The sequence below is a fragment of the Terricaulis silvestris genome, assembly GCF_009792355.1.
Classification (GTDB): Bacteria; Pseudomonadota; Alphaproteobacteria; order Caulobacterales; family Aquidulcibacteraceae; genus Vitreimonas; species Vitreimonas silvestris.
The window spans coordinates 973038-994947 of the sequence record NZ_CP047045.1 but is presented as its reverse complement, the minus strand read 5'-3'; the positions used below and the strand labels follow the sequence as shown (position 1 = coordinate 994947).

At 63.8% G+C, this 21910-nt stretch carries 31 protein-coding genes; 15 read left to right on the top strand and 16 right to left on the bottom strand.

Features of this window, described 5'->3' with window-relative positions; genetic code table 11:
* Nucleotides 1-4 precede the first annotated feature (4 nt).
* The 3 genes from DSM104635_RS04715 to DSM104635_RS04705 are packed head-to-tail and all read right to left on the bottom strand — an operon-like array spanning nt 5 to nt 1199.
* Nucleotides 5-568 (bottom strand): dihydrofolate reductase family protein, encoded by a 564-nt coding sequence (locus tag DSM104635_RS04715; protein WP_158765095.1) that lies wholly within the window; start codon nt 566-568, stop codon nt 5-7.
* A gap of 44 nt (nt 569-612) precedes the next feature.
* On the bottom strand, nt 613-1020 hold the full coding sequence (locus DSM104635_RS04710) for a hypothetical protein (RefSeq protein ID WP_158765094.1): 408 nt from the start codon (nt 1018-1020) through the stop codon (nt 613-615).
* On the bottom strand, nt 1020-1199 hold the full coding sequence (locus DSM104635_RS04705; protein ID WP_158765093.1) for a hypothetical protein: 180 nt from the start codon (nt 1197-1199) through the stop codon (nt 1020-1022). Before DSM104635_RS04705 ends, DSM104635_RS04710 begins: the two co-directional genes overlap by 1 nt.
* A 90-nt stretch (nt 1200-1289) precedes the next feature.
* Here DSM104635_RS04705 and rpmE point away from each other — a divergent pair, with 90 nt between their 5' ends.
* Nucleotides 1290-1523, top strand: a complete 234-nt coding sequence (rpmE, locus tag DSM104635_RS04700) for a 50S ribosomal protein L31 (RefSeq protein ID WP_158765092.1) — start codon at nt 1290-1292, stop codon at nt 1521-1523.
* A gap of 179 nt (nt 1524-1702) precedes the next feature.
* Here rpmE and rcdA read toward each other — a convergent pair whose 3' ends face one another.
* Nucleotides 1703-2221 carry a protease adaptor protein RcdA gene (gene rcdA, locus DSM104635_RS04695; RefSeq protein WP_158765091.1) on the bottom strand — a complete coding sequence of 173 codons (519 nt, stop codon included), beginning with the start codon at nt 2219-2221 and terminating at the stop codon, nt 1703-1705.
* 44 nt (nt 2222-2265) lie between these two features.
* Nucleotides 2266-2466, bottom strand: coding sequence for a DUF1192 family protein (locus DSM104635_RS04690; protein ID WP_158765090.1), 201 nt, complete (start codon nt 2464-2466; stop codon nt 2266-2268).
* A gap of 75 nt (nt 2467-2541) precedes the next feature.
* Between DSM104635_RS04690 and DSM104635_RS04685 the strand changes: the two genes are divergently transcribed.
* Together DSM104635_RS04685 and DSM104635_RS04680 are read left to right on the top strand one after the other, a co-directional pair.
* On the top strand, nt 2542-3507 hold the full coding sequence (locus DSM104635_RS04685) for an NAD(P)H-quinone oxidoreductase (RefSeq protein WP_158765089.1): 966 nt from the start codon (nt 2542-2544) through the stop codon (nt 3505-3507).
* 3 nt (nt 3508-3510) lie between these two features.
* Nucleotides 3511-3855, top strand: coding sequence for a VOC family protein (locus DSM104635_RS04680; RefSeq protein ID WP_158765088.1), 345 nt, complete (start codon nt 3511-3513; stop codon nt 3853-3855).
* Between the two features lie 10 nt (nt 3856-3865).
* Here DSM104635_RS04680 and DSM104635_RS04675 read toward each other — a convergent pair whose 3' ends face one another.
* Nucleotides 3866-4438 (bottom strand): hypothetical protein, encoded by a 573-nt coding sequence (locus tag DSM104635_RS04675; protein WP_158765087.1) that lies wholly within the window; start codon nt 4436-4438, stop codon nt 3866-3868.
* A gap of 195 nt (nt 4439-4633) precedes the next feature.
* On the opposite strand from DSM104635_RS04675, the gene DSM104635_RS04670 reads away from it, so the two are divergent.
* A complete protein-coding gene (locus tag DSM104635_RS04670) occupies nt 4634-5269 on the top strand; it encodes a cell cycle transcriptional regulator TrcR (RefSeq protein ID WP_228445855.1) in 636 nt (211 codons plus the stop codon).
* Nucleotides 5270-5372: 103 nt separating this feature from the next.
* On the opposite strand, the gene msrA is transcribed toward DSM104635_RS04670, so the two are convergent.
* Entirely contained in the window at nt 5373-5975 is a 603-nt protein-coding gene (gene msrA, locus DSM104635_RS04665) for a peptide-methionine (S)-S-oxide reductase MsrA (RefSeq protein ID WP_407703510.1), read from the bottom strand.
* Between the two features lie 130 nt (nt 5976-6105).
* Between msrA and msrB the strand changes: the two genes are divergently transcribed.
* Nucleotides 6106-6645, top strand: coding sequence for a peptide-methionine (R)-S-oxide reductase MsrB (gene msrB, locus DSM104635_RS04660; protein WP_158765085.1), 540 nt, complete (start codon nt 6106-6108; stop codon nt 6643-6645).
* An 81-nt stretch (nt 6646-6726) separates the two neighbouring features.
* Here the strand turns inward: msrB and DSM104635_RS04655 are convergent, their stop codons facing one another.
* The gene (locus DSM104635_RS04655) at nt 6727-6906 is read right to left on the bottom strand and encodes a YdcH family protein (RefSeq protein ID WP_158765084.1); all 180 of its coding nucleotides are present in this window, start codon (nt 6904-6906) and stop codon (nt 6727-6729) included.
* Nucleotides 6907-7121: 215 nt separating this feature from the next.
* Here DSM104635_RS04655 and DSM104635_RS04650 point away from each other — a divergent pair, with 215 nt between their 5' ends.
* The 4 genes from DSM104635_RS04650 (at nt 7122) to DSM104635_RS04635 (ending at nt 11124) form a co-directional block, all read left to right on the top strand.
* Nucleotides 7122-7361: a YdcH family protein gene (locus DSM104635_RS04650; RefSeq protein ID WP_158765083.1), complete on the top strand. Its 240-nt coding sequence runs from the start codon at nt 7122-7124 to the stop codon at nt 7359-7361.
* Nucleotides 7322-8380 carry a lipid A deacylase LpxR family protein gene (locus DSM104635_RS04645; protein ID WP_158765082.1) on the top strand — a complete coding sequence of 353 codons (1059 nt, stop codon included), beginning with the start codon at nt 7322-7324 and terminating at the stop codon, nt 8378-8380. Before DSM104635_RS04650 ends, DSM104635_RS04645 begins: the two co-directional genes overlap by 40 nt.
* Nucleotides 8381-9616: 1236 nt before the next feature.
* A complete protein-coding gene (locus tag DSM104635_RS04640; RefSeq protein WP_158765081.1) occupies nt 9617-10249 on the top strand; it encodes a DUF1326 domain-containing protein in 633 nt (210 codons plus the stop codon).
* Between the two features lie 8 nt (nt 10250-10257).
* The gene (locus tag DSM104635_RS04635) at nt 10258-11124 is read left to right on the top strand and encodes a DUF2182 domain-containing protein (protein ID WP_158765080.1); all 867 of its coding nucleotides are present in this window, start codon (nt 10258-10260) and stop codon (nt 11122-11124) included.
* Between the two features lie 45 nt (nt 11125-11169).
* Here DSM104635_RS04635 and DSM104635_RS04630 read toward each other — a convergent pair whose 3' ends face one another.
* Entirely contained in the window at nt 11170-11826 is a 657-nt protein-coding gene (locus DSM104635_RS04630) for a GGDEF domain-containing protein (RefSeq protein ID WP_158765079.1), read from the bottom strand.
* Between the two features lie 127 nt (nt 11827-11953).
* On the opposite strand from DSM104635_RS04630, the gene purE reads away from it, so the two are divergent.
* Nucleotides 11954-12442 (top strand): 5-(carboxyamino)imidazole ribonucleotide mutase, encoded by a 489-nt coding sequence (purE, locus tag DSM104635_RS04625; protein WP_158765078.1) that lies wholly within the window; start codon nt 11954-11956, stop codon nt 12440-12442.
* A complete protein-coding gene (locus DSM104635_RS04620) occupies nt 12439-13506 on the top strand; it encodes a 5-(carboxyamino)imidazole ribonucleotide synthase (protein WP_158765077.1) in 1068 nt (355 codons plus the stop codon). The genes purE and DSM104635_RS04620 overlap by 4 nt, the downstream gene beginning before the upstream one ends.
* On the opposite strand, the gene DSM104635_RS04615 is transcribed toward DSM104635_RS04620, so the two are convergent.
* Nucleotides 13503-13847 (bottom strand): hypothetical protein, encoded by a 345-nt coding sequence (locus DSM104635_RS04615; protein ID WP_228445853.1) that lies wholly within the window; start codon nt 13845-13847, stop codon nt 13503-13505. The genes DSM104635_RS04620 and DSM104635_RS04615 overlap by 4 nt on opposite strands.
* A gap of 79 nt (nt 13848-13926) precedes the next feature.
* Complete coding sequence (locus DSM104635_RS04610; RefSeq protein ID WP_158765075.1) at nt 13927-14574, bottom strand: COQ9 family protein; 648 nt, start codon at nt 14572-14574, stop codon at nt 13927-13929.
* 149 nt (nt 14575-14723) lie between these two features.
* Between DSM104635_RS04610 and rpsU the strand changes: the two genes are divergently transcribed.
* Nucleotides 14724-14960, top strand: a complete 237-nt coding sequence (gene rpsU, locus DSM104635_RS04605) for a 30S ribosomal protein S21 (protein WP_158768005.1) — start codon at nt 14724-14726, stop codon at nt 14958-14960.
* A gap of 51 nt (nt 14961-15011) precedes the next feature.
* Here the strand turns inward: rpsU and DSM104635_RS04600 are convergent, their stop codons facing one another.
* The 4 genes from DSM104635_RS04600 to DSM104635_RS04585 form a co-directional block, all read right to left on the bottom strand.
* Nucleotides 15012-15626: a hypothetical protein gene (locus DSM104635_RS04600; RefSeq protein ID WP_158765074.1), complete on the bottom strand. Its 615-nt coding sequence runs from the start codon at nt 15624-15626 to the stop codon at nt 15012-15014.
* Between the two features lie 141 nt (nt 15627-15767).
* Nucleotides 15768-16292, bottom strand: coding sequence for an MAPEG family protein (locus DSM104635_RS04595; RefSeq protein WP_158765073.1), 525 nt, complete (start codon nt 16290-16292; stop codon nt 15768-15770).
* 9 nt (nt 16293-16301) lie between these two features.
* Nucleotides 16302-17744 carry an ABC transporter permease gene (locus DSM104635_RS04590; RefSeq protein ID WP_158765072.1) on the bottom strand — a complete coding sequence of 481 codons (1443 nt, stop codon included), beginning with the start codon at nt 17742-17744 and terminating at the stop codon, nt 16302-16304.
* Complete coding sequence (locus DSM104635_RS04585; protein WP_158765071.1) at nt 17741-18679, bottom strand: ABC transporter ATP-binding protein; 939 nt, start codon at nt 18677-18679, stop codon at nt 17741-17743. Before DSM104635_RS04585 ends, DSM104635_RS04590 begins: the two co-directional genes overlap by 4 nt.
* 197 nt (nt 18680-18876) lie before the next feature.
* Here DSM104635_RS04585 and DSM104635_RS04580 point away from each other — a divergent pair, with 197 nt between their 5' ends.
* Together DSM104635_RS04580 and DSM104635_RS04575 are read left to right on the top strand one after the other, a co-directional pair.
* Nucleotides 18877-19938, top strand: coding sequence for a class I SAM-dependent methyltransferase (locus DSM104635_RS04580; RefSeq protein WP_158765070.1), 1062 nt, complete (start codon nt 18877-18879; stop codon nt 19936-19938).
* Between the two features lie 48 nt (nt 19939-19986).
* Complete coding sequence (locus DSM104635_RS04575) at nt 19987-20397, top strand: EVE domain-containing protein (protein WP_158765069.1); 411 nt, start codon at nt 19987-19989, stop codon at nt 20395-20397.
* A 1-nt stretch (nt 20398) separates the two neighbouring features.
* Here DSM104635_RS04575 and DSM104635_RS04570 read toward each other — a convergent pair whose 3' ends face one another.
* Nucleotides 20399-20878, bottom strand: coding sequence for a GFA family protein (locus tag DSM104635_RS04570; protein ID WP_158765068.1), 480 nt, complete (start codon nt 20876-20878; stop codon nt 20399-20401).
* 74 nt (nt 20879-20952) lie between these two features.
* Between DSM104635_RS04570 and DSM104635_RS04565 the strand changes: the two genes are divergently transcribed.
* Complete coding sequence (locus DSM104635_RS04565; protein WP_158765067.1) at nt 20953-21906, top strand: alpha/beta hydrolase; 954 nt, start codon at nt 20953-20955, stop codon at nt 21904-21906.
* Nucleotides 21907-21910 lie beyond the last annotated feature (4 nt).

Genomic DNA, 21910 nt, shown 5'->3' with positions numbered 1-21910 from the left:
CCGATTACGAGAGCCAAAGCGGTTCGATGTCGCGCCCAGGTTCTGAAGCGCCAACCACGTGATATTCGCTCTGCACCAATCCACTTTGAAAGTGGCGCGTGCCGATGTGGCGCAGAACGATATCGCTCGCCAAGGGTCCAAATAGCGGGATGCCTTGTCCAATCAGCACCGGGGCGCGAGTGACGATTATGCGGTGGATGCACCCCGCGCGCAGAAAGCTCTGAACCGTGGCGCCTCCATCAACATAGATATGGCCGATACCGCGCGCGCTCAGAGCGGCGACGACCTCGCGCGGCTCTCCAGACATGCGTTCGACCACGGCGCCGGCAGGCACGGACGGCATCGGCCGCGTTGTGAGAACGATGACCGGCTTTCCGCCGAAGGGCCAGACGGCAAAGCCGAGTACGACGTCGAACGTCCGCCGCCCGATGACCAGCGCGCCAACACTGGCCATGAACTCATCGTACCCGTGCGGCTCGCCGCCGCCTTCCGGGAGGAAGTCGAAAGAGTCATCGGCGCGTGCAATGAACCCGTCGAGGCTGGTTCCAACAAAGACGGACGCGATCATTTTTCTGACGTCCTCCCTCATCGGACATAGCGCGCCCTAGCCCGCTAGCGCAGCGCTTTCCTGATCACGAGCTTCAGGCCGGACCAAACTTCATCCACAGCGCAGACCTTCACATCGACGTAGCCCATCGGCAGCGCGATGGAGCGAATGGTGTCTTCAGTGATGTCGGTATCGACCTTCGCCGCCTTCTTTGGCCACGACACCCAGATCATGCCGTCGGGCGCGAGCTTCGGGCGCAGGCCTTCGAGCTCAGTCGCTAGTCGCTTGGCGCTGCTGTGAAAGATGTGCGCGGCGGCGAGCACTTTGGTTGGGCGCGCGAGATAGCGGGGATGAGCCTCCGCATCGAGCGCCTTCTTGACGGAGGGCGGCATGCCGGACGCCCAGAGCGGCTCGCCCGGTTTGAAGCCGAGCTTCTTCGCCAATGGCGTTCCGGAATAACCGGCGGCCGGCATCAGCTCTCGCCTTTCTCGCTCCGCAGCTTGGCCAACAGCCGCGACTCCTCGGCTTCCATTTGAGATTGAGCACGCCGGGCCTCGCCCTCTGCATCCACTTTTTTGCGCTCACCCCGCGCCCACGCCGAGACCCCGACCGCCGCCATGCCCGCAAAGCCCGCCAAAATCAGCCAAATCATCGCCCGCCCTTGCTACCGCAGCGCCTTTCCGGTATCAGCCCCGCTTCCAATTTTCCCGCCCTCGATCGGCGGACCGCCAGGATTCCGGTCATGAAAGAAGACGGCCACCCCGACTACCACTTCATCACGGTCCAAATGACCGACGGCTCGACCTTCAAGACCCGTTCGACCTACGGTGAAGAAGGCGCGACGCTGGCGCTCGAAATCGACCCGAAAGTGCACCCGGCCTGGACCGGCGGCAACCAGACGCTGCTCGATCGCGGCGGCCGCGTCTCGCGCTTCAACGACAAGTTCGGCGGCTTCATGAAGAAGAAGGAAGGCTGAGGCCTTCTTTGAGCTGAGAGATTTAAGGGCGCCGGAGCAATCCGGCGCCCTTTTTCACGCTCCCTGCGAAGCGGGGAGTTGTCGAGCGCATGGCGCGAGACTGAGGGGAAAGTTGTTTTGAGGCGGCGACGCGCCCCTCCGCTTCGCTTCGCTCCGCACCTCCCCGCGCGCGCGGAGGACTAGCGGCCGAACACCGCGTTCAACTTGGCCATTTGGTCGTTGACCGGGTTGGCGATCTCGGCGCTGCCTTCGTACATGGTTTCATCGAGGCGGCGGACGCGTTCGTAAATGGCGCCGCCGCGGATGATCAGCGTCTTCAGCGCTTCCGGCAGATCGTCGGCGCCGTTGAAGCTTTGCGGCTGCTGGCTGTCGCGCGAGATCAGGCGATATTTTTCGCTCGCGGCTTCGGCCATCTGGATCTCGCCGTCACGGACCGCGCGTTGGACCAGGAGCCAAGACGCCACCTGCATCAGGCGCGTGGTGAGGCGCATGCTTTCGCCGGCGTAGGCGAGTGCTGCGCCGCGCGAGAGCCGCTTGGAGGCGGCGCGGCCGGGGCCATCGAGATAGGCGGCGGTTTCCTCAACCAGCGCCATGCCTTCCTTAAAGGTGCGGTCAAACATCTCCGAGCGCGCGAAATCCAGCGCGCGCTTGGGGTCGAAACCCGCCCTCGTTGGGGAAACTTGGTTCGTGTCGGTCATGCAGCCTGAAGTTTCGCAATATACAGGCCGCTGGCCCGGATGGGTTAAGACCGGCCGCCGCCAAACACGGAATCTGCGGCGGCGCGCTGGGCGCGCTTGGCTTTGATCGCCTCTTCGCAAGCGGCGATCTCGGTCTTGAGGCGTTCGATACGGAACTCCAGTTCGTCGATGGACGCGTTCTCAAGCTGCTGTTCCAGCGGTACAGCTTTTTTTACCGGCGGAGCAAAGGGATCGTCGTCGATCATCGGCCTCGTACCTCCTCTTCCATCAGTCTATCCTAAATGCGCGCGCCTTTTAAGGGCGGCGGCTCGGAGGACACGATGCGCAAAATCATCCATGGCGCCGATACGCCGCTGACGCTCGCCGTTGTGGATCGCCCCAGGCCGGGACGCGGCGAGGTGCTGATCCGCGTCGCGGCCGCCGGGGTTAATCGCCCGGACCTGACGCAGCGTGCTGGCTTCTATCCGCCGCCGTCGGGCGCGCCGGAGACGTTGGGGCTCGAAGTATCCGGCGTGATCGAGAACGTCGGCCCGGGTGTGACGCGCTGGCACGAGGGCGATGAGGTGTGCGCGTTGCTCGCGGGCGGCGGCTACGCCACCTACGCCGTCGCGCATGAAGGCTCGGTGCTGCCCGTGCCGAAGGGCTTGTCGCTGGTGGAAGCTGCGGCGTTGCCGGAAACTGTGTTCACCGTGTGGGCCAACGTGTTCGAGACGGCGGCGCTTAAGCCGAAGGAAGCTCTGCTGGTGCACGGCGGCGCATCCGGCATTGGCACGACGGCGATCCAGATGGCGAAGGCGCACGGGGCGCGCGTGTTCGCGACAGCCGGCGACGAGGCCAAGGTGAAGCTCTGCGAGAAACTCGGGGCCGAGCGCGGGATTAATTACCGGACCGAGGATTTCGAGAACGTCGTCGATGGCCTGGGCGGCGCCGACGTTGTGCTTGACATGATCGGCGGGCCTTACGTGCAGAAGAATCTGAACGTGCTGAACGCGCACGGGCGCTGCGTGATCATCGCGTTCCAGCAGGGCGCGCATGCCGAGGTGAACTTGATGCGGCTGATGCTGAAACGGCTGACTCTGACAGGCGCGACGCTGCGCTCGCGCTCGAACGAAGAGAAGGCGCGGATCGCAAGCGAGGTGGAGCGCGTGGTGTGGCCGTGGATCGAGGCGGGCAAGGTGAAACCTGTGATCGATAGCACGTTCCCGCTGGCTGAAGCGGAAGGCGCGCATGCACGGCTGCAAAGCGGTGCGCATGCGGGGAAAGTTATCCTCACCACGGGAGCATGAACCATGATCACAGGCGCACACATTATGCTGTTCTCGAAAGACGCCGACGCAGACCGCGCTTTCGTTCGCGATGCGCTGGGCATCGATCATGTCGATGCTGGCGGCGGATGGTTGATCTTCAAATTGCCGCCGAGCGAGTTGGCGTTTCATCCGGGCGATGAGAACGGCGGCACGGAATTCTACCTGATGTGCGACGATGTCGAGGCCGAGATCGCGCGGCTGACGGCGATGGGGCGTACGTGCGAGCCGATCCGCGAAGAGAGATGGGGCCGTCTGACCCGGATCACGCTTCCGGGCGGCGGCAAGCTATCGATGTATCAGCCCAAGCACGCGACGGCACACGGCTAGGGCTTCGCGCTCACGTCAGCGAAGGATCGGTGACGACGATCGCCACATAGCCAAACAGCAATATGGCGTAGCCTACCAAGTGGACGATGCGGCGGGGAAAGATCATCAGCACGATCAGCACACCGAAATAGACCATGTCCTGCCAGCGAAAGAGCCGGTTCAGCCACGAGCCTAGAACGCCTTCGTCGCTCAACGCGCCGACCAGCGTTAGCAGCCCGATATTCGCGAACAGCACGCCGCCGAGCACCCAGCGGTAGTGCTGCAAATAATATTCATCAACCGACGCCCACTCCTCCACCTTCTTGGGCAACACCATCCCTGCGGCAAAGACGTAAACCACCGCCAGTGAGACCACCGACAGCATCGAGGGAAACCCGATACGGATCTCCGACAGACTCTGCCAACTCACGACCCAAAAGCTGGTCAGGTCGATCAGAAGGAACGTCGCCATCAACGGCGTCAGCAAGCCGATCGGGATGCGCTTGCGCTCGCGCAGCACATCGCTCATGCCGCCGGCGATCGTCGCAATGGCGAGGCCCAGGATTAGACCGAACAAAGAGAAGAAGAACTCAAACGCGCTCATGCTAGCTGCCCCTCCGCCGCGAGCTTAGGTGCGGTTTTTACCTGCCGTCACCCTCATTCCCGCCTTCCCTTTCCGCAGGGTCCGGACTATATGGGCGACAACTGACCTCGTCCGCGCCCGGATGCGTCAGCCCGTTGCACCGATGGCTAGCGCCTGGCGACGACGCCGGGCGCTTTTGCATATCTGGAGCTCGCAATGTCTCAAAACGTGTTGATGCCGAAGGCGACCGCCGTTTGGCTGATCGAAAACACGTCGCTCGCCTTCAATCAGGTCGCCGAATTCTGCGGGCTGCATCCGCTCGAAGTGCAAGGCATCGCCAACGAGGACGTGGCCAAGGGCATTCGCGGCGTCGACCCGATCGCCGGTGGTTTTCTGTCTCGCGAAGAGATCGCCAAGGGCGAGGCGGACGAGACCTACAAGCTCAACGTGGTTGAACAAAAGCGCATCGACCTGCCGCAGATGAAGAAGCGCGGCGCCCGCTACACGCCGATCGCGCGCCGCCAGGATCGCCCGGACGCGATCAACTGGTTCCTGAAGAACCACCCGGAAGTGCCGGATTCCAAGATCGTGAAGCTGATCGGCACGACCAAGTCGACCATCGATCAGGTGCGCAATCGCACGCACTGGAACTCGAGCCAGATCAAGCCAGTCGATCCGGTGACAATCGGCCTGTGCACGCAGATCGAGCTCGACGCGGTCGTCGCTGACGCCGCTGCCGCAAAGGCGCGGTCCGATGCGCGCGCGGCGAAGGCGGAGGCGAAGACGCTGAAGACGGCGCAGGAAACGGTGCCGGCCGAAACTTATGTGCAGCCGGCTAGCGACGAGGGCTGAGGCCCGCTTCGCCTTCGACAAGCTCAGGGTGACACCACCCAACAGTGGCGCGATGTCCCAACAGCGTCAGCCTGAGCTTGTCGAAGGGCGACGCCATGCGCAGTCAGCGCCGCCACACTTCCCGCAGCCGCGCGTCGCGGCCGCAGCCGGTGCGATAGAGCTGATACTGCATGGCGTTCCGGCGCGCGTAGTCGCGGTGGTATTCTTCGGCTTCGGTGAACGGACCCAAATCCAGCACCGGCGTAATGACGCGGCCGTTGACGCGGCCGCTGGTGATCACGGCCGCCTTGCTGGCCTCGGCATCGGCGCGTTGTGCGGGCGTGACGAAGATGGCCGGGCGATAGCTTGAGCCGCGGTCGCAAAATTGGCCGCTGGCGTCAGTGGGATCGGTGTAGCGCCAATAGCGATCGACCAGCTGGCGGTAGCTGATGCGCGAGCTATCGAAGCGCACGCGCACGGCTTCGTAGTGGCCCGGGTGGTTTTCGTAAGTCGGGTTGGCGTTCGTGCCGCCGGTGTAGCCGCTCATGACTTCGACCACGCCGGGGATCGCGCCCATGTCGTGCTCCATGCACCAAAAACAGCCGCCGGCGAACACGGCTTCTTGCACCGCGCCGGTGGGGGGCGGCGGGGACGGCTGGGCGGTGGCCGGTTCGGTGGGCGAACAGGCGATCAGGAACAAGAGGCTGGCGATAAGGGTGCGGCGGATCATGCTGGTGCTACGTATGAAAGGCGGGGGCGGTTGCTAGGAACCGCCGCAACATAACGCTGCGCAGCGGGTGTAGGATACGAAACCGCCGCCCCGCGCCGCACGTATGAGGCCCTAGATAGGAGCCATCATGAAGTTCGCGCCCATCCTCGCTCTTGCGCTGCTCGCCGCCGGCGGCGCTGGTTACTACGCCTACGCGCAGACGCGGCAGCCAGCCCTGCACACCGAGCGTTCGCCGAACGCGCTCGAGCGACTGCGCAACTGGGTCATGGACCGGAACGGCACCGAGCGGGCGTTCGACAACCAATACTGGGATCACCACGAGACCGGCATCTACGTCGAAGCGCGCACGGGTGAGGCGCTATTTGCCTCCACCAACAAGTTCGACAGCGGCTCGGGCTGGCCGAGCTTCACCACGCCGATCGATCCCGACAACATCATCCTCCGCGAAGACAACGCGCTCGGCATGCGCCGCATCGAAGTGCGCTCACGGCGCGGCAACGCGCACCTAGGCCACGTGTTTGACGACGGCCCGCGCAATTCAGGCGGCCAGCGCTTCTGCATCAATTCGTGCGCCATCCGCTTCATCCCGCGCGCACGGATGGAGGCGGAAGGGTACGGACGCTATCTCTCGATCGTGGACGGGACAGCGCAAACCGCGTCGCGCTAGTCCAACGAGCGCGCGTTCACCAGCCGCTCATTTTCGCCAAGGGAAGGATGAGCGGTCGCGTCAGAACGGACGCGGAGGACGTTAGTGGTGATCCAAACCCTGTCGGATCGACTCGATTTCTTCTTTGAGCCTGAGCTTCTGCTTCTTCATAGCGGCGAGACGGACTGTGTCTGAACTCGGATGCTGTGCCTCATTCTTGATGATCACATCCAGATCCCGGTGCCGGGCGTCGAGTTCGCGTAAACGCTGCTCGATGGCCATCGAAGGCGCCTCCTCTTGTTTGGGCGAGTCCGAGGATGCTCCCCTTTTCGGGTGTTGTCTCCTTACATCGTCAACAAAAATAAACGTTCTCAGCATTGCCCCATTTGAGGCGCCTGGATTCGGGCGAGTCGGGCGCTTTACAGGCCCTGCGACGCGGGTTTAGCTGGAGTTTCGCGGGACGCGGGGCCCCGCGGAACTGCGACGGAATAGGGCTCATGGACGTCGACGACCCGGAAGCCTTTGATATCAATGACACGCCGGAAAAGCGTGTGCTGAAGGCCAGGCTTTTGGAACTTCGGGAGGAGCATCGCGCGCTCGACAGCGCGATCGAGGCACTGCAGGAAAAAAGCAGTGGGGACACGCTTCAGGTCGCGCGCCTGAAGCGGAGCAAGCTTGTTTTGAGGGACCAGATTCAATGGATCGAGGACAGGCTGACGCCGGACATCATCGCCTGAAGCGGTGGCTGGCTGGAGCAGCGTTGATCGCGGCGGTGACGCCGGGCGTCGCGTTTGCGCAAAACCAGGACGAGGCCGACGACAAGGGTGTGTTCTCGCTGACAGTGGAGAACGACTCTCTCTCGTCCGGCGCTGATCGCAATTACACGTCCGGCATTCGATTGGGCTACGTCTCGGAAGCCGAGCGCGTGCCGGATTGGCTGCAAGGCGCTGGCAGCTTTACGCGCGCGCTTTCCAACTCCGAGCCGGACTTCTGGGGCTTTGCGGTCGGCCATTCGATCTTCACGCCAGAGGACATCGAAGCGAACCCAGCGCCGCCCGATCAGCATCCGTATGCGGGCTGGCTCTACATGCAAATTTCGGTCGGCGCCGAGGAAGATCGTAGTGATGGCCGTGCGCCGCGCTATCTCGACACCTATGAGCTTGAGCTCGGTCTCACAGGCCCGTCGGCGGGAGGCGAAGAGGCGCAGCGCGGCATCCATGAGTGGCTCGGCGCGCCCGATCCGCAAGGCTGGGACAGCCAGCTCCATGACGAAGTCGCGTTCGCGGTGTCGTTCGATCGGCGCTGGCGCGCGTTGCGTTTGTTTGGCGACTTCCTTGGTGGGATCGAAGCGGATTTGACGCCGAGCGCGGGCGTTACGCTCGGCACTTTGCGTACTGAAGCCCATGCCGGCGTCGCGGCGCGGATTGGGCAGCGCATCGATAGCGATTACGGGCCGCCGCGTGTGCGGCCGTCGCTTGCGGGTGTGGAGCATTTCAGCGGCGGGCCGTTGTCGTGGAGCATCTTCGCGGGCGTGCAAGGGCGCGCCGTCGGGCACAATCTCTTCTTGGATGGCAACACGTTCGAGGACAGCGCCTCGGTGGAACGCAATCCGTTCGTGGGTGACTTCCAGACTGGCTTCACGATCAGCCTTGGCGATGCGCGCCTCGCTTACACCTATGTGTGGCGGACGGAAGAGTTCGAAACGCAGCCGACGCGGCAGGATTTCGGTGCGCTGGCGTTGAGCTTCCGGCTTTAGATGCCCCGAAGGCTCGCTCTTGCGATCGTGCCGTCGCTTGTGGCGGCCTGCACCATGGTCCAGCGGTTTGAGCTCTACAACGGATCGCGTGAAGCGGTAATCGCAACTCTCACGTACGACAGGACGATCGACGTTCCTTCCGGTCGCGCGCGCACCTTCAAAATTGGCGCACCACGAGACACCGATACGTTGCATATCAGGACGACGCACTGTCGGTACGCGTATCGTCTCAGACCCGCGATGACGGACTATCCTCGGACGCCAGTTCCAGTTCTTGTGCCAATGCAACTCAACACCGATTTCGTTCTGTACGCCTTTCCACAGCGGACGACGCTTCCAATCGATGAGACGCAATTGGAGCAACGTGCAGTTTTTGTCGTGCGCCCCGAGAGCGTTTGCGACTGATGTGACCGGCGCACGGGTTCGCATCGCCGGCGAGGATGCCGGCGCTCCATAGGTCCGCCTTCGCCAAGGCCTCGGCGGATCGTCTCGTTCACACGAGACGGAGGGCGGAGACGCGAGGGTTGCGTCCAGGGTAGTTCTTTGGTGCGCTGCTTGCGCAGCGCCGACGCTTCGCTCGCGTCTCCGACAATCTGCTACGGCGGGGCGTCACAAGGAGTTTTTTCACTCCTCTGGGTCGCTCCCCGTCGGCGTGCAGGTCAGCGCTGTTCACGCTGATCCCCGGTGCGCTCCTCGCGGTTTTTATCCCGCGGGCTTCTGCCGTTGATGCGATACGCTAGGCGTAAGAGGCTCGTTTTCGCCCTCTGGGCCTTGGCGCCTTCTCCGGTGGTCTGGAGAAGCATCAGAGCATCACGCTCGATCATCTCGCCTTCGCGGTTGGTTGAACAGTGGATCCAACTGCCCTCCGTGCGAGGACGATGAGGCATTGTATGCGTGTGGGAAGCCGGTCGGATTGAGCGCGATCTATCCCCGCATTCTCAGGCACGCGTGCTCACCCGATAGGGGAGCTGTCATCGCGGAGCGATTTGAGGGGGCGGCGCAAATGCATTGCAAAGGCTGGCGCTCGCCCCTCCGTCGCGTGTCGCGCACGCGCCACCTCCCCCTGTCGGGGGAGGACGGGCGCCTGTGAATCTATCCTCGGAATTTGCGTCCGCCCTTCGCCGATCCCTGACAGTCACGGGCACTGGAGTTGGCGTGAACGGTGGCGCGCGGCTGGCTGAACCGGCGCGGAGCGCGTAGAGTGGCGTTTCAAGCCTCAAGATACAGGGGACCGCCATGACGGACTGGGAAATCAAAGGCCGCGAGCTCGTCAATTGCACCTGCGAGTATGGCTGCCCGTGCCAATTCAACGCCCTGCCTGACAAGGGCCATTGCCACGCCGTGGCCGGGATCCAAATCGACCAGGGCCATCACGGCGACACCAACCTCGACGGCCTTCGCATCGCGGCCATCTTCAAGTGGCCAGGCGCCATCCACGAAGGCAATGGCGAAGCGATCGCCTTTGTGGATGAAAGCGCCAACGACAAACAGCGCGAGGCGCTGTTGCGGATCATGACCGGACAAGACACGGCCCCTTTCGCCACCATGTTTGCGGTTTACGCGTCGACCGTGACCAAGATGAGCGATCCTGTGTTCACGAAGATCGACCTCGACCTTGATGTCGACGGTCGCAAGGGCCGCATCTTCGTCAAAGACTATATCGACACCATCGGCGAGCCGATCCGCAATAAGGTCTCGGGAGCGGAATCGCGCGCCCAGATCGTGCTGCCGGAAGGCTTCGAATACACCGTTGCCGAGATCGGCAGCGCGTCGAGCAAAACCAAAGGGCCAGTTCAAGTCGACATCAAGGACAAGTACGGCCAATTCGCGCGCCTGCACCTCAATCAAAACGGCGTCGTGCGGGCGTAGCGCCACGCATGGTTGAGGCGCCAGCAATCGAACGCCTGCTCAAACACGACCGCGCCATCACGCTGGCGGGCCTCGCGGCGCTGTGCGTACTGGCGTGGGGATACATTCTTGTTGGCGCCGGGCTCGGCAAGAGCGCGTGGGAGATGACGACGTTGTCGTTGTTCCCGCATTTGCAGGCCGCAGCGAGTCCGGACATGTCCGCCATAGGTATGTCCGGCATGGATATGGGTGGCATGGCGATGACAACGCCCTGGACGCCTACCGTCTGGGCGCTGATGGCGGCCATGTGGTGGATCATGATGATCGCAATGATGACGCCGAGTGCTGCGCCGACGATTCTGCTTTACGCACGCGTGCACCGCCACTCGCTGTCGGGAGGGCAGGTTCAGGACCGGCTTGCGCCGACCGGCGCCTTCGCGGCTGGCTACCTTATGATTTGGCTTGCGTTCGCGCTGGTCGCCACCGCCCTTTATTGGGCGCTGGAACAGGCCGGGTTGGTTTCGGCCCTGTTCATGGGCTCACAAAGCCGTTGGCTATCGGGCGGCGTTTTGATTGTCGCGGGGATTTACCAGCTCTCGCCGCTCAAGAACATGTGTCTGTCTCATTGCCGCGCGCCCGCTGCGTTCCTGTCACGTCATTGGCGACCGCACGCTTCAGGGGCGCTTCGACTTGGCGCGTTGCACGGCGCCTATTGCGTCGGCTGCTGCTGGATGCTGATGGCGTTGCTGTTCGTAGGCGGCGTAATGAATCTCGTCTGGATCGCCGCACTTGCAGCGCTAGTGCTAGTCGAAAAGGTGCTGCCAATTGGGAAGTGGGTCGGCCGCGGCGCTGGCGCCGTCCTGATCGCATGGGGACTCGCGACGCTTTTAATCTGACGCGTATCGCAAGCGACGTTTCTCAGGAGTGCAAAGCGCCGGCGTCTAGAACGCTGCGAACGCCTGCGTCTCGACGCGCCGTGCGTGTTTTTCCGCGTACATTGCTTCGTCGGCGCGGGCGATTGCCGTCTCGGGGTCTTCGGCGAGGGCGATGGGGTGGACGCCGACGGAGGCGCGGATGCGGTGAGCGACGCCCGCGTGCAGAATCGCGCTGTTGTTGATGTGGTCGCTGAGCGACTGCGCCTTGGCGCGGGCTTCGTCGGCGCTGGCGCGGTTGAGGATCACGCCGAACTCGTCGCCGCCGAGACGGCCGACGACGTCGGACTCGCGGACACTGTCCAAGAGCAGCAGGCCGACATGGCGGAGGATGGCGTCGCCGGCGGCATGGCCGTAGGCGTCGTTGACGGCCTTGAAGCCGTCGAGATCGAGATAGAGGACCGCCGCCGGCGTCTTGTAGCGCTCGACCTCGGACATGGTGCGGTGGAGTTCGCGCAGGAAGGCGCGGCGGTTCAGCGTGGGTGCCAGCGCATCGCGATCGGCCAACTCTTCGGCCAGCGCCAGCTTGGCGGCGATTTCGTTTCGCTCCGCGGTGAGTCGCTCGATCACGTCGATGGCGGCCTCGGAAACGTCGCGGCGAGACAGGCCAAGCTCTTGCAGGAGCTGGCTCGTTTCGCTTGCGAGTTTGCCTAGGCCGAAGGCCATGGGTGTGCGCCTCTCACCCCTGGCATGACTCCTTGCTGGTAAAGGCGGGCTTAACCCACAGGGCGATGCAGGCTTTACGGGCGGCGCGGGTTCATTTACTGGGCCGTTTTTTAGGAGCAGCCGAAACATGGCTACCCCCAACCCGCCGGTCGGCCTCATCATGGGCTCGAAATCCGACTGGGAGACGCTGAAGCTGGCGGCCGAGGCGCTCGAGGCGCTGGGCGTCCCCTACGAGGCCAAGGTGGTCTCAGCCCATCGCACCCCGCAACGGCTCTATGACTACGCCACTAGCGCCAAGGCGCGGGGGTTGAAGGTGATCATCGCCGGCGCGGGTGGCGCCGCGCACCTGCCGGGCATGGCGGCTTCGATGACGCCGCTGCCGGTGCTGGGGGTACCGATCAAGAGCCGCGAGCTGAAGGGTATGGATAGCCTCTTGTCGATCGTGCAGATGCCGAAGGGCGTGCCGGTTGGGACGCTGGCGATTGGCGATGCGGGCGCTGTGAACGCGGCGCTGTTGGCGGCGGCGATTTTGGCGCTGAGCGATGAGGCGTTGGCGGCGCGGCTGGAAGCATATCGCGCGGCGCAGACCGCGGCGGTGGGAGAGAGCCCGCAGTGACGCCCCTCAAGCCGGGCTCGACGATCGGCATTCTCGGCGGCGGACAATTGGGCCGCATGCTCTCGATCGCGGCGGCGCAGCTTGGGTTTGACGTTTGCATCTTCACGGATGAACCAGACAGCCCAGCGTCGCGCGTGTCGGCGAAGACGATCCTTGGAAATTATCTGGATCACGCGGCGCTGGTGGATTTTGCGCGGCGCGTCAGCGTGGTGACGACCGAGTTCGAGAACGTGCCGGCGGAAACCGCGGAAGCGTTGACTACGGCGGGCGCGCGGGTGGCGCCCTCGCCGCGCGCTTTGGCGGTGGCGCAGGATCGGTTCGACGAGAAGAGCTTCTTCGCGGCGATGGGGATTGCGACGCCGGCGTTTGCGGCGGTGTCGTCGCAAGCTGAACTGGATGCGGCGTTGGCGCAGATTGGTGCGCCGGCGATCCTGAAGACGCGGCGGCTTGGTTATGACGGGCGCGGGCAGATCCGGATCAGGAGCGCCGCTGATGCGCCGGGTGCCTACGAAAAGCTTGGCGCGCCGGGCATTCTGGAAGGTTTCTGCGCGTTCGAGCGCGAAGTCTCGATCATCGCGGTGCGCGGGTGGGATGGCGCAGTGGCGTTCTACGATCTTTGTGAGAACGAGCACGCCGGCGGCATTCTTTCGCGCACAACGCTGCCCGCGCGAGTAAGTGACGCGGTGGTGAGCGCCGCACGCGATGCAGCCACCAAAGTGCTCGAGGCGTTCGATTATGTCGGCGTGCTGACGATTGAGTTTTTCGTCATGGCGGATGGATCGATGGTGGCTAACGAGATGGCGCCGCGGGTTCACAATTCCGGGCACTGGACCATCGAAGGCGCCCTCACCTCGCAGTTCGAGCAGCACGTGCGCGCGGTAGCGGGTTGGTCGCTTGGGCCGACGACGCGGGTGGCAGCGATTGAGATGCTGAATCTGATCGGCGATGACGCGAACGCGTGGGCGGCGCTCGCGGCCGATCCCGATGCTCGCGTCCACCTTTACGGCAAGCGCAACGCGCGTGCCGGCCGTAAGATGGGTCACGTCACCAAGCTAAAGTTCTAGCTCGGAAACGCTTCGTCTCGCGCCGCGAACAGCCAGACGCCGATGATGTAGAGCGCCGGCAAGAAGAACCAGAGCACGCCGGTGACGCCGTCGGCCCAAGCGGGCGTGAGCCGCGCGGCGAGGCTATCGCCGCCGTCGCCGGTGAACGCCGCTAGCCCGCCCTGCATCAGCGTCGTGGCCATGAGGCCCACGCAGATCCAAAAGCCGATCGCGGTGGCGATCAAGGGGAAGGTTCGCTCGGCGTAGTTGTCGGCCGGGTGTTTTTCGAGATTGAACACGCTCGGCCAGATGGTGAGCGGCCACAGCACAATGTTGAGTAGCCGCATAGGAGTAGCTTGCATAACGCGCCTCCGGTCACGGACCCGTGATAACCGCACTATAAGATGCGTTGGGCCCGTTTACAGCAGCGTTGCTGGAATTTTAGCGGCCGTAACGGAAGCGCGCGGCGACGCCGACGGCGGTTTGAACGCCTTCCGAAATGGGTTTGAGCCGCGCTTTGAACTTCTCGAACTGCATGACGTTGGCGATGCGGGCGTCGAGGAAGGTCCAGGTGGCTTCGTGGTCGGCGGTGTCGTCGGAAAACCAGCGCGCGTAGGTGCTGGCAAGCACGCCGGAGAGGATGGCGCGCTTGGAGTAGAAGTTTTCGTCCGTCGAGGTGTCGCCCAGCGCGCGCCAGATGCGGTCAGCGGTGCGCCAGAGCAGGCGGGCGGCGATAGGAGCGCGGTCTGGGCGGGTGAGCGCGCGGGTCATGGCGCGGGCGGCGTCCTTGTAGGGCGCTTGCGCTTCGAGGCGGAGCTGGACGCAGGCTTTGACGCGCTGGCTATAGCGCATGGCCGGGAGATCGAGATCGTCGAGGGCTGCCAGCATGGCTTCGTCGGCGCGGTCGGCGAAGGCGTCGAACAGGTCGGCCGCCCCGTGCGGGCAGGCCAAGGCGGCCTCGCCTTCGCTCAATTGGACTTCTTCACAGGCGGCCTTAAAGGCGGCGGCGGTCCAGCCCAGGCGGGCGGCGTGGGCGGTAAAAGCCTCTAAAATCCGGGCGCGGAACCGGGCGGAGGGGATGTCGGCCATGCCCACACGCTACGCCTGTGGCGCGCTTGCGTCGATCCGGTGCGGCATGGACACGGGCGCGGCCTTTTGCTATCCCCCGCCCTTCGCAATTTCACGCCCGGTGCGAAACGCGCCGCGGCAAGCTTCGTTTTGGTTACGGGAGACGGGTCCTGGTACAGATTTTCGTCCGCGATAACAACGTCGACCAGGCGTTGAAGGCGCTCAAAAAGAAGATGCAGCGGGAAGGCACTTTCCGCGAAATGAAGCGCCGCAACCATTACGAGAAGCCGTCGGAAAAGCGTGCGCGTGAACGCGCGGAAGCCGTCCGCCGCGCCCGTAAGCTGGCCCGCAAACGCGCGCAACGCGAAGGCCTGCTGCCGAAGCCGCCGCCACGTCCGGGCCGGTAAAAGTTGGCTCAGTTTGAGTTTCGGAAACGCCGTCCTTCGGGGCGGCGTTTTTTATTGCTGCTGCAGCATTTGGACCTCGCTCACGAGGTTGGTCGCTACGGCTTGCGAGCGCGTGAATTGCGGCTGCGTTGGGTTGTCGCCGGTAGTGAGTTGGACTCGCAACGTCGCAAGCGCGCGCTCGATGCGCGCTCGATTGGCCACTGGAATCTGAGCTTGGCTTAAGCGTGTACGGATATGATCGACGCAGGTTTGCCATTCCACCGCTGTCGATCCTGCGCAGGGATTAGGCGGGGCAACCGGCGTGACTGTCGGCGCCGTCGGTTGCGCGGTTTGCGATAGCGTCACTTGCGGCGCTTGCATGTCAGCGCGCTGCGCACGCGTCCGAGCGACAAACTCTCTCATGTCGCGGCGGCGCCGATTTTGCGCCTGCATCGCCTCCATCATGGTGCGGAGGTCCTCCTCGGACTCCTGGGCTGATTGGGCCAAGACCCACTGCACAGCGTCCTCGATGGACATGCCTTCCGGTGCGGTCACGCGGGCGGGCGCCATGACCTGTGGCTGAATGATCTGAGGCTGAACCGGCATGACGGCGCCTGGCGCGGTTTGAGCCCAAGCGCTGCTAGCGCCACCAAGGATGGCGATCGGCAACAACCAGCGAAGGTGCATAGCTCAATCTCCGACAGGACACGGGGCATAGCTTGCTTACAGGTGATGGCGAAGGGCAAGCTTTTCGGTGATGATGGCCGCGTTGGATCGCATTGGAAAACGCCGTCCCTTCGGGGCGGCGTTTTTGTTTTTCGCGTAAACCTACTGGATGAAATCCCAGATCAGGACGGCATAGGCGATGATCGTGGGGAAGACGGTCAGGCTGATGCCGAACGTGCGCCCCATCGGATGCAGCGCGTAGCCGATCCAGAACGTGATGCGGCCAATGGCGAACAACACCGCCAGCGCTGGAATGAGGGCGAGCTGTTCGTGCGGAAGCATGCGCGCAAGGGCCATCCAGGCAATTGCCGCGAGCAGCGTCTGCTCGGTGGTGTTCTGGTTGTAGCGGAGATTGATCTCCAGACTCTGGCTCTTCGGCGTGCGCGTGCCTTCGATTGCATCGGCATAGAACCCGCGACGCGAGGCGCCGAAGATTCCGGCAAGCAACGTGAGCCCCGGTATGATGAGCCATTGCGCCGCGAACGCCAACCGGCTGCCTGGGTCGTCGGCGGGGAGCGGAACGTGCGCGAAGATTTGCGGCGCATAGAGCCAAACCACGATTGCGATCGCTACCGCCGGCGCAGCGCCTAGCATCCCTAGGACTTGGTTGCGACGCAGCGTGTTCATGTGCGGCTCCTACTCTTTCGCGTTCTTTCGCCCGCGCCAATTGGCCATCGAGACTTGATCGACCACGCCAGCGCGAAACACGCGCGCCGCAAGCCAGAGGATCACGATCACCGCGATGATCATGATGCCGCCCATGCCGGCGATCTCGGCCCAGCTGAGGCCGGCGGGGGCGCGCACGAGCAGCAGGAACGGCGTGAAGATCGGAATCCAGCTCGCGGCTTCGACGATGGGCGCGTTGGGATTATCGAGCGCGGGCGTGATCAGCAGCATCGGCACGGCGAGCACGAGAGCGACCGGGCCGAGCAGCGTTTGCGCTTCCTGGATCGATTCACAGAGTGAGCCGAGCGCGAGGAAAATCGCGCCGTACATGAGATAGCCGGCGATGAAGCCGATCGCGAACGCGGCGAGCAAGCGCGGCTCAAGGAAGGCTGCGGCGACTTGACCGAGGATGGAGTCGCCTGCTCTTTCGGCGGCGAACGATAGCAGTGTGCCGCCGAGTGCGCCCCAGAACAGGAACAGCGTGAGGCTCACCATGGCGACGCCGAGGAGCTTGCCGGTGAGCAGCTCGATCGGGCTGACGCTGGTCAGGAGCGTGTCGAGGATCTTGTTGGATTTTTCCTCGATGACGCCGGAGAGCAGCATGTTGGCGACGGAGAAGACGACGCTCCAAAGAATGAAGGCGAGCGCGAGCGCTGCGTAGAATGGCGCGCGGTCCCGGATGGTGACGCGGCCCTCGCCAGCGCTGGGCCGTGGATCGAATTGGGCGACGCTGGGCTCTAGTCCATCGATGCGATCGGCCTCGGTCGGCGCGAGACCTTGCGCCGCGAGCGCTTCGCGCTGCATGGCGAGCCGCAATGCGCCGCGCGCGATGTTGGACGGTTCGTCGTGGCTGAGGTTTACACTCCAATATTCGATGATCGGCGCGCCTTCGGCGCGGCGGATGTTGAGCGCGCCGTAGAGCTGGCGGCCGTCGAGCAGCATTTGGGTGCCGTCGAGATAGGGTCGCATCGCTTCGATGGTTTCGCCCGGTGGCGTGACGAGCTGATAACGCTGCGTCGGCTGCGGGAACGCGCGCAATGACGATGGCGCTTGCGCGGCGACAACGGCGCGCGCGGCAGCGATGGCAGCGTCGCGATTGGGTGCTGCGTCGAAGACTTCAGTGGCGGCAGGCGAAATCGTTGGCGCCGCGGCGTCGAGATAGGCGCGGACTTCGCCACGCGCTTCGCGGCGGGCGTTGGCTTCGAACGCGGCGGTGACGGTTTCCGCGTCAGCGGCGTTTTCGGCGACAACCGCGAGTACGCGTGAAGGTTCGGCGCGAGCCAGGATGATCGGCGCAAAGATCAGCAGCGCGATGATCAGCGGCGCGGTGAGCAGCGAGAGCCAAAAGCCCCACGCGCCGACATAGGCGAAATAGTCGCGGCGGGCGACGAGGAGCGTGGAGGACAGGCTCATTCGGCGGCGCTCGGCATGGCTTTATCGCCGACCAGCGCGACGAAAGCTTCGTGCAGGCTGGCGCGGGCGGGTTCGAACAACGTGAGCGGCGCACCGGCTTCGACGCACACTTGCAACAACTGGCGCGAGTCATGGCCATTTTCGATGCGCACGCGCCAGCGGCGATTGCCGTGCTCGCCCTGCTCTTCTGTCCAGGTAAAACCGCGCGGGCCGAGTACTGGTGCAATATCGTATGCGCCATCGGTTTCGATCACAGCGAGGCTCGGCGCCAGCGCTAGCGCGTCACGTACAGTGCCTTCAAACGCCGCGCTGCCGTGCGCGATCAGTAAGATGCGGTCGCAGAGGCGTTCGGCGTGCTCCATGACGTGGGTGGAGAAGAGAATGGTGCGACCGGCGGCGGCTTCGGCGCGAATGGTATCTTCGAGCACGCGCTGGTTGACGGGATCGAGGCCGGAGAACGGTTCGTCGAAGATGATGAGGTCGGGCTCGTGCGCGATCGAGGCGAGCACTTGAACTTTCTGGGCCATGCCCTTCGACAGCGTTTTGATCTTCTTGCGCTTGTGTTTGCCGAGGCCATGCGACTCCAAAAGGAAATCGGCACGTTTGTGCGCTTTGCTGGAGCTGATGCCTTTGAGCCTCGCGAGATACGCAATTGCGGAGCGCGCGCTCATGGAGCGATAGAGGCCGCGCTCTTCTGGGAGATAGCCGACGCGGCGCATGGTTTCGCGCGTCGCGGGGCCGCCGAGAATGGAGATGCGGCCGGCAGTCGGTCGCAGAACGCCGACAAGCATGCGCAGCGTGCTCGACTTGCCGGCGCCATTAGGGCCGAGCACGCCGTAGATCGCCCCCTGCGGGACGGAGAAACTGAGATCCTGGACCGCGGTCCGGGCGCCGTAGCGCTTGACCAGCCCTTCTGCTTCAAGCGCGGCATTCATGCGTGTCCAGGTGTACGGGGCTTTGCCGCGAGATCAAGCGCGGCGCGCGGGCGCAGGCAATTGACGCGCGGTTGTGACAATCCTCATGCGCGAATTGCGCCGCAGCAAAGAGCAAATCTAAAATTTACGACGACAGCTTGCGGGCGCTGAAACAGAGGCGTTAGCTCCTGCTTATCCTGCACGAGGAGGCACGGCTGATGACGGCGCCCAATCCTGAAAAACTGAACGCTTTTCTCGGAAAACTTGTCGGCGATCTTGGCGCCACCGCGAGCGCGGCGCTGGTGCTGATCGGCGATCGGCTGGGCATCTACAAAGCGATGGCGGACGGCAAAGCGGTGACGCCGGATGAGCTGGCGACAAAGACGAAGCTCAAGGAGCGCTATTTGCGCGAGTGGCTCTCGGCGCAGGCGGCTGCGGGCTACGTCGACTACAATCCGAAGACCAAGAAATTCAAGCTCAATCCCGAGCAAGCTTGCGCGTTTGCTGACGAGGGCGGGCCGGCGTTTTTTGCGGGCGCGTTCGAAGTGGCGCAAGCGATGTGGTTGGACGAAGGCAAGGTCGCGGAGGCGTTCAAGACCGGCAAAGGCGTGGGCTGGCACGAGCATTCGACGTGTCTTTTTCGTGGGACGGAGCGTTTCTTCCGGCCGGGCTACAACGCGAACCTAGTGTCACAGTGGATACCGGCGCTGAAAGGCGTAACGGCGAAGTTGGAGAAAGGCGCGAAGGTTGCCGACGTTGGTTGCGGGCACGGTGCATCGACGATCCTGATGGCGCTCGCCTACCCGAAGTCGAAATTCTATGGCTACGATTATCACGCGCCGTCGATCGTGCGCGCTAAGCAGATGGCGAAGGAAGCCGGGGTCTCGAAGCGCATCATGTTCGAACAAGCCAGCGCTAAGGACTACCCGGCGCTCGAGTACGACATGGTGGCGTTCTTCGATTGCTTGCACGACATGGGTGATCCGATCGGCGCCGGCAAGCACGTGAAGTCGACGATGGCGACGGATGGAACCTGGATGATCGTCGAGCCGTTCGCGCATGACGATTTGAAGGACAATCTCAATCCAGTTGGACGCGTGTACTACGCGGCGTCCACGTTGATCTGCACGCCGGCGTCGCTGAGCCAAGAAGTCGGCATGGGCTTGGGCGCGCAGGCGGGCGAAGGGCGGTTGAAGAAAGTCGCGAAGGAAGCGGGCTTTACGAAGTTTCGCCGCGCGGCGGAGACGCCGTTCAATCTTGTGTTTGAAGCGCGCGCCTGACCCATCGAAGCGCTTGGCCTGGCGCCGGCCGCGTAGTACATCGCGGGCATGGCGCACTGGCTGGTCAAAAGCGAACCGGAAACGTGGTCCTGGGACCAACACGTCAAGAAGGGCGCGGACGCCTGGACCGGCGTGCGCAACCATCAGGCCAAGACGCACCTCAAGGCGATGAAGAAGGGCGATAGCGTCTTCTTCTATCATTCCGGCGACGGCAAAGAGGTCGTCGGCGTCAGCACGGTGGTGAAAGAGGCGTATGTCGATCCGACCGATAAAACCGGGGCGTTCGTCTGCGTTGATCTGAAGGCCGTTGAGCCGCTGAAGACGCCGGTGACGCTGGCAACGATCAAGGCGGACAAGAAGTTGGCCGATATGGTGCTGGTGAAGAATTCGCGGCTCTCGGTGCAGCCGGTGACGGCGGCCGAATGGAGCGCAATCCGCAAGATGGGCGGGCTGAAGTGAGCTAGCGCGGATAGGTGCGGTCGAACGCAGCGAAGAGATCGGAGCGATCGGCGGCGGGCGATTGCGGGGTCGCGTAGGCATCGGGCGGAATCTGTGCGGACGGCGCGGCGCGTGATGTCCAGATGTGGGCGACAGGAACGACCCAAGACGGATCGTCGAGCGTGCCGACGGCGATGAAGCAATATTCCGGCGCCGCAAGCGGCTCGTGCCAGACGCGGACACCACACTGGGCGCAGCGCACGTAGTCGGCAAAGCGGCCGCTGTCGGCGGTTTTGCGATAGCGGACGACATCGCCCTGCTCGTGCGTGAACGCGACGCGATCGCCAATCAGCGTGAGCAGATTGGTGGCGCCGGTCTGCTTCTGGCAGTCGAGGCAATGGCACGCGATCAGGGTGCGCGGGCGTCCGCTATAGCAATAGCGCACGCTGCCGCAGAGGCAGCCGCCGCGATAAGGTGGATCGGGTAAGGCGGCTTTGGTCATGGGATTTAAGATAGGATGGCGCGGGCGATCGCGATAGCGCTTGCGCCGCCGCCGGAGCGCGGCAGTATCGCGGTATGAAACTCGATCCAGCCCTCTTCAGCGACGACGCCGTCCCGCCGGAAACGCGCGCAGCCAACGCCGCGATCATTCAGGCGATGAGCGGGATGCCGGAATGGTGGGACATCGGTCCGCAGAAGGTGCGCGATGCGCGGGCGCGCGGTGAAAGCATCTTTCCGGTGGCGGCAAAATCGGATCGCGCGCGCTGGGTTGAGATCGACGGCAAGGGCGGCAAGATTCCTTTGCGTGTCCTGCCTGCGGAGAAATCGCGCGGCGTTTATTTGCACATCCATGGCGGCGGGCATGTGCTGGGCTCGGCGGACGCTCAAGACCGGCTGCTGGAGCGCGTAGCGGATGAGACGGGGCTGACCGCGATCAGCGTTGAGTATCGTCTCGCGCCGGAGAACCCCTACCCGGCCGGGCCTGACGATTGCGAAGCCGCGGCGCTGTGGGTGAATGAGAATCTGAAGGATTTCGGCGGCGGCGCGTTGACGATCGGCGGCGAAAGCGCCGGGGCGCATCTCGCGGCGCTGACAATGCTCCGCTTGCGCGACAAGCACGGCATCACGCCGTTCCGCGCCGCCAATCTGGTGTTCGGCGTGTTCGATCTTGGCATGTCGCCGAGCGCACGCGCGTTCGGCGACGAGCGTTTGGTGTTGCGCACGGTCGATATTCTGAAGTTTGGGGACGCGTTTTTGCCGGGCCTCAGCACTGATGAGAAGCGTGCGCCAAATATTTCGCCACAGTTTGCTGATTTACGCGGCCTGTGCCCCGCCTTGTTCACGATCGGCACGCGCGACGCGCTGCTGGACGACAGCTTGTTCATGCATGCGCGTTGGGTGGCCGCAGGCAATGCGGGCGAGCTCGATATTTATCCGGGCGCAGCGCACGCGTTCATCGCGTTCCCGACGCCGCAGGCGTTTGCTTCGCTGCAGAAGCAGGCCGCGTTTTTGAACGCTGCGATTTCTTGAGCGG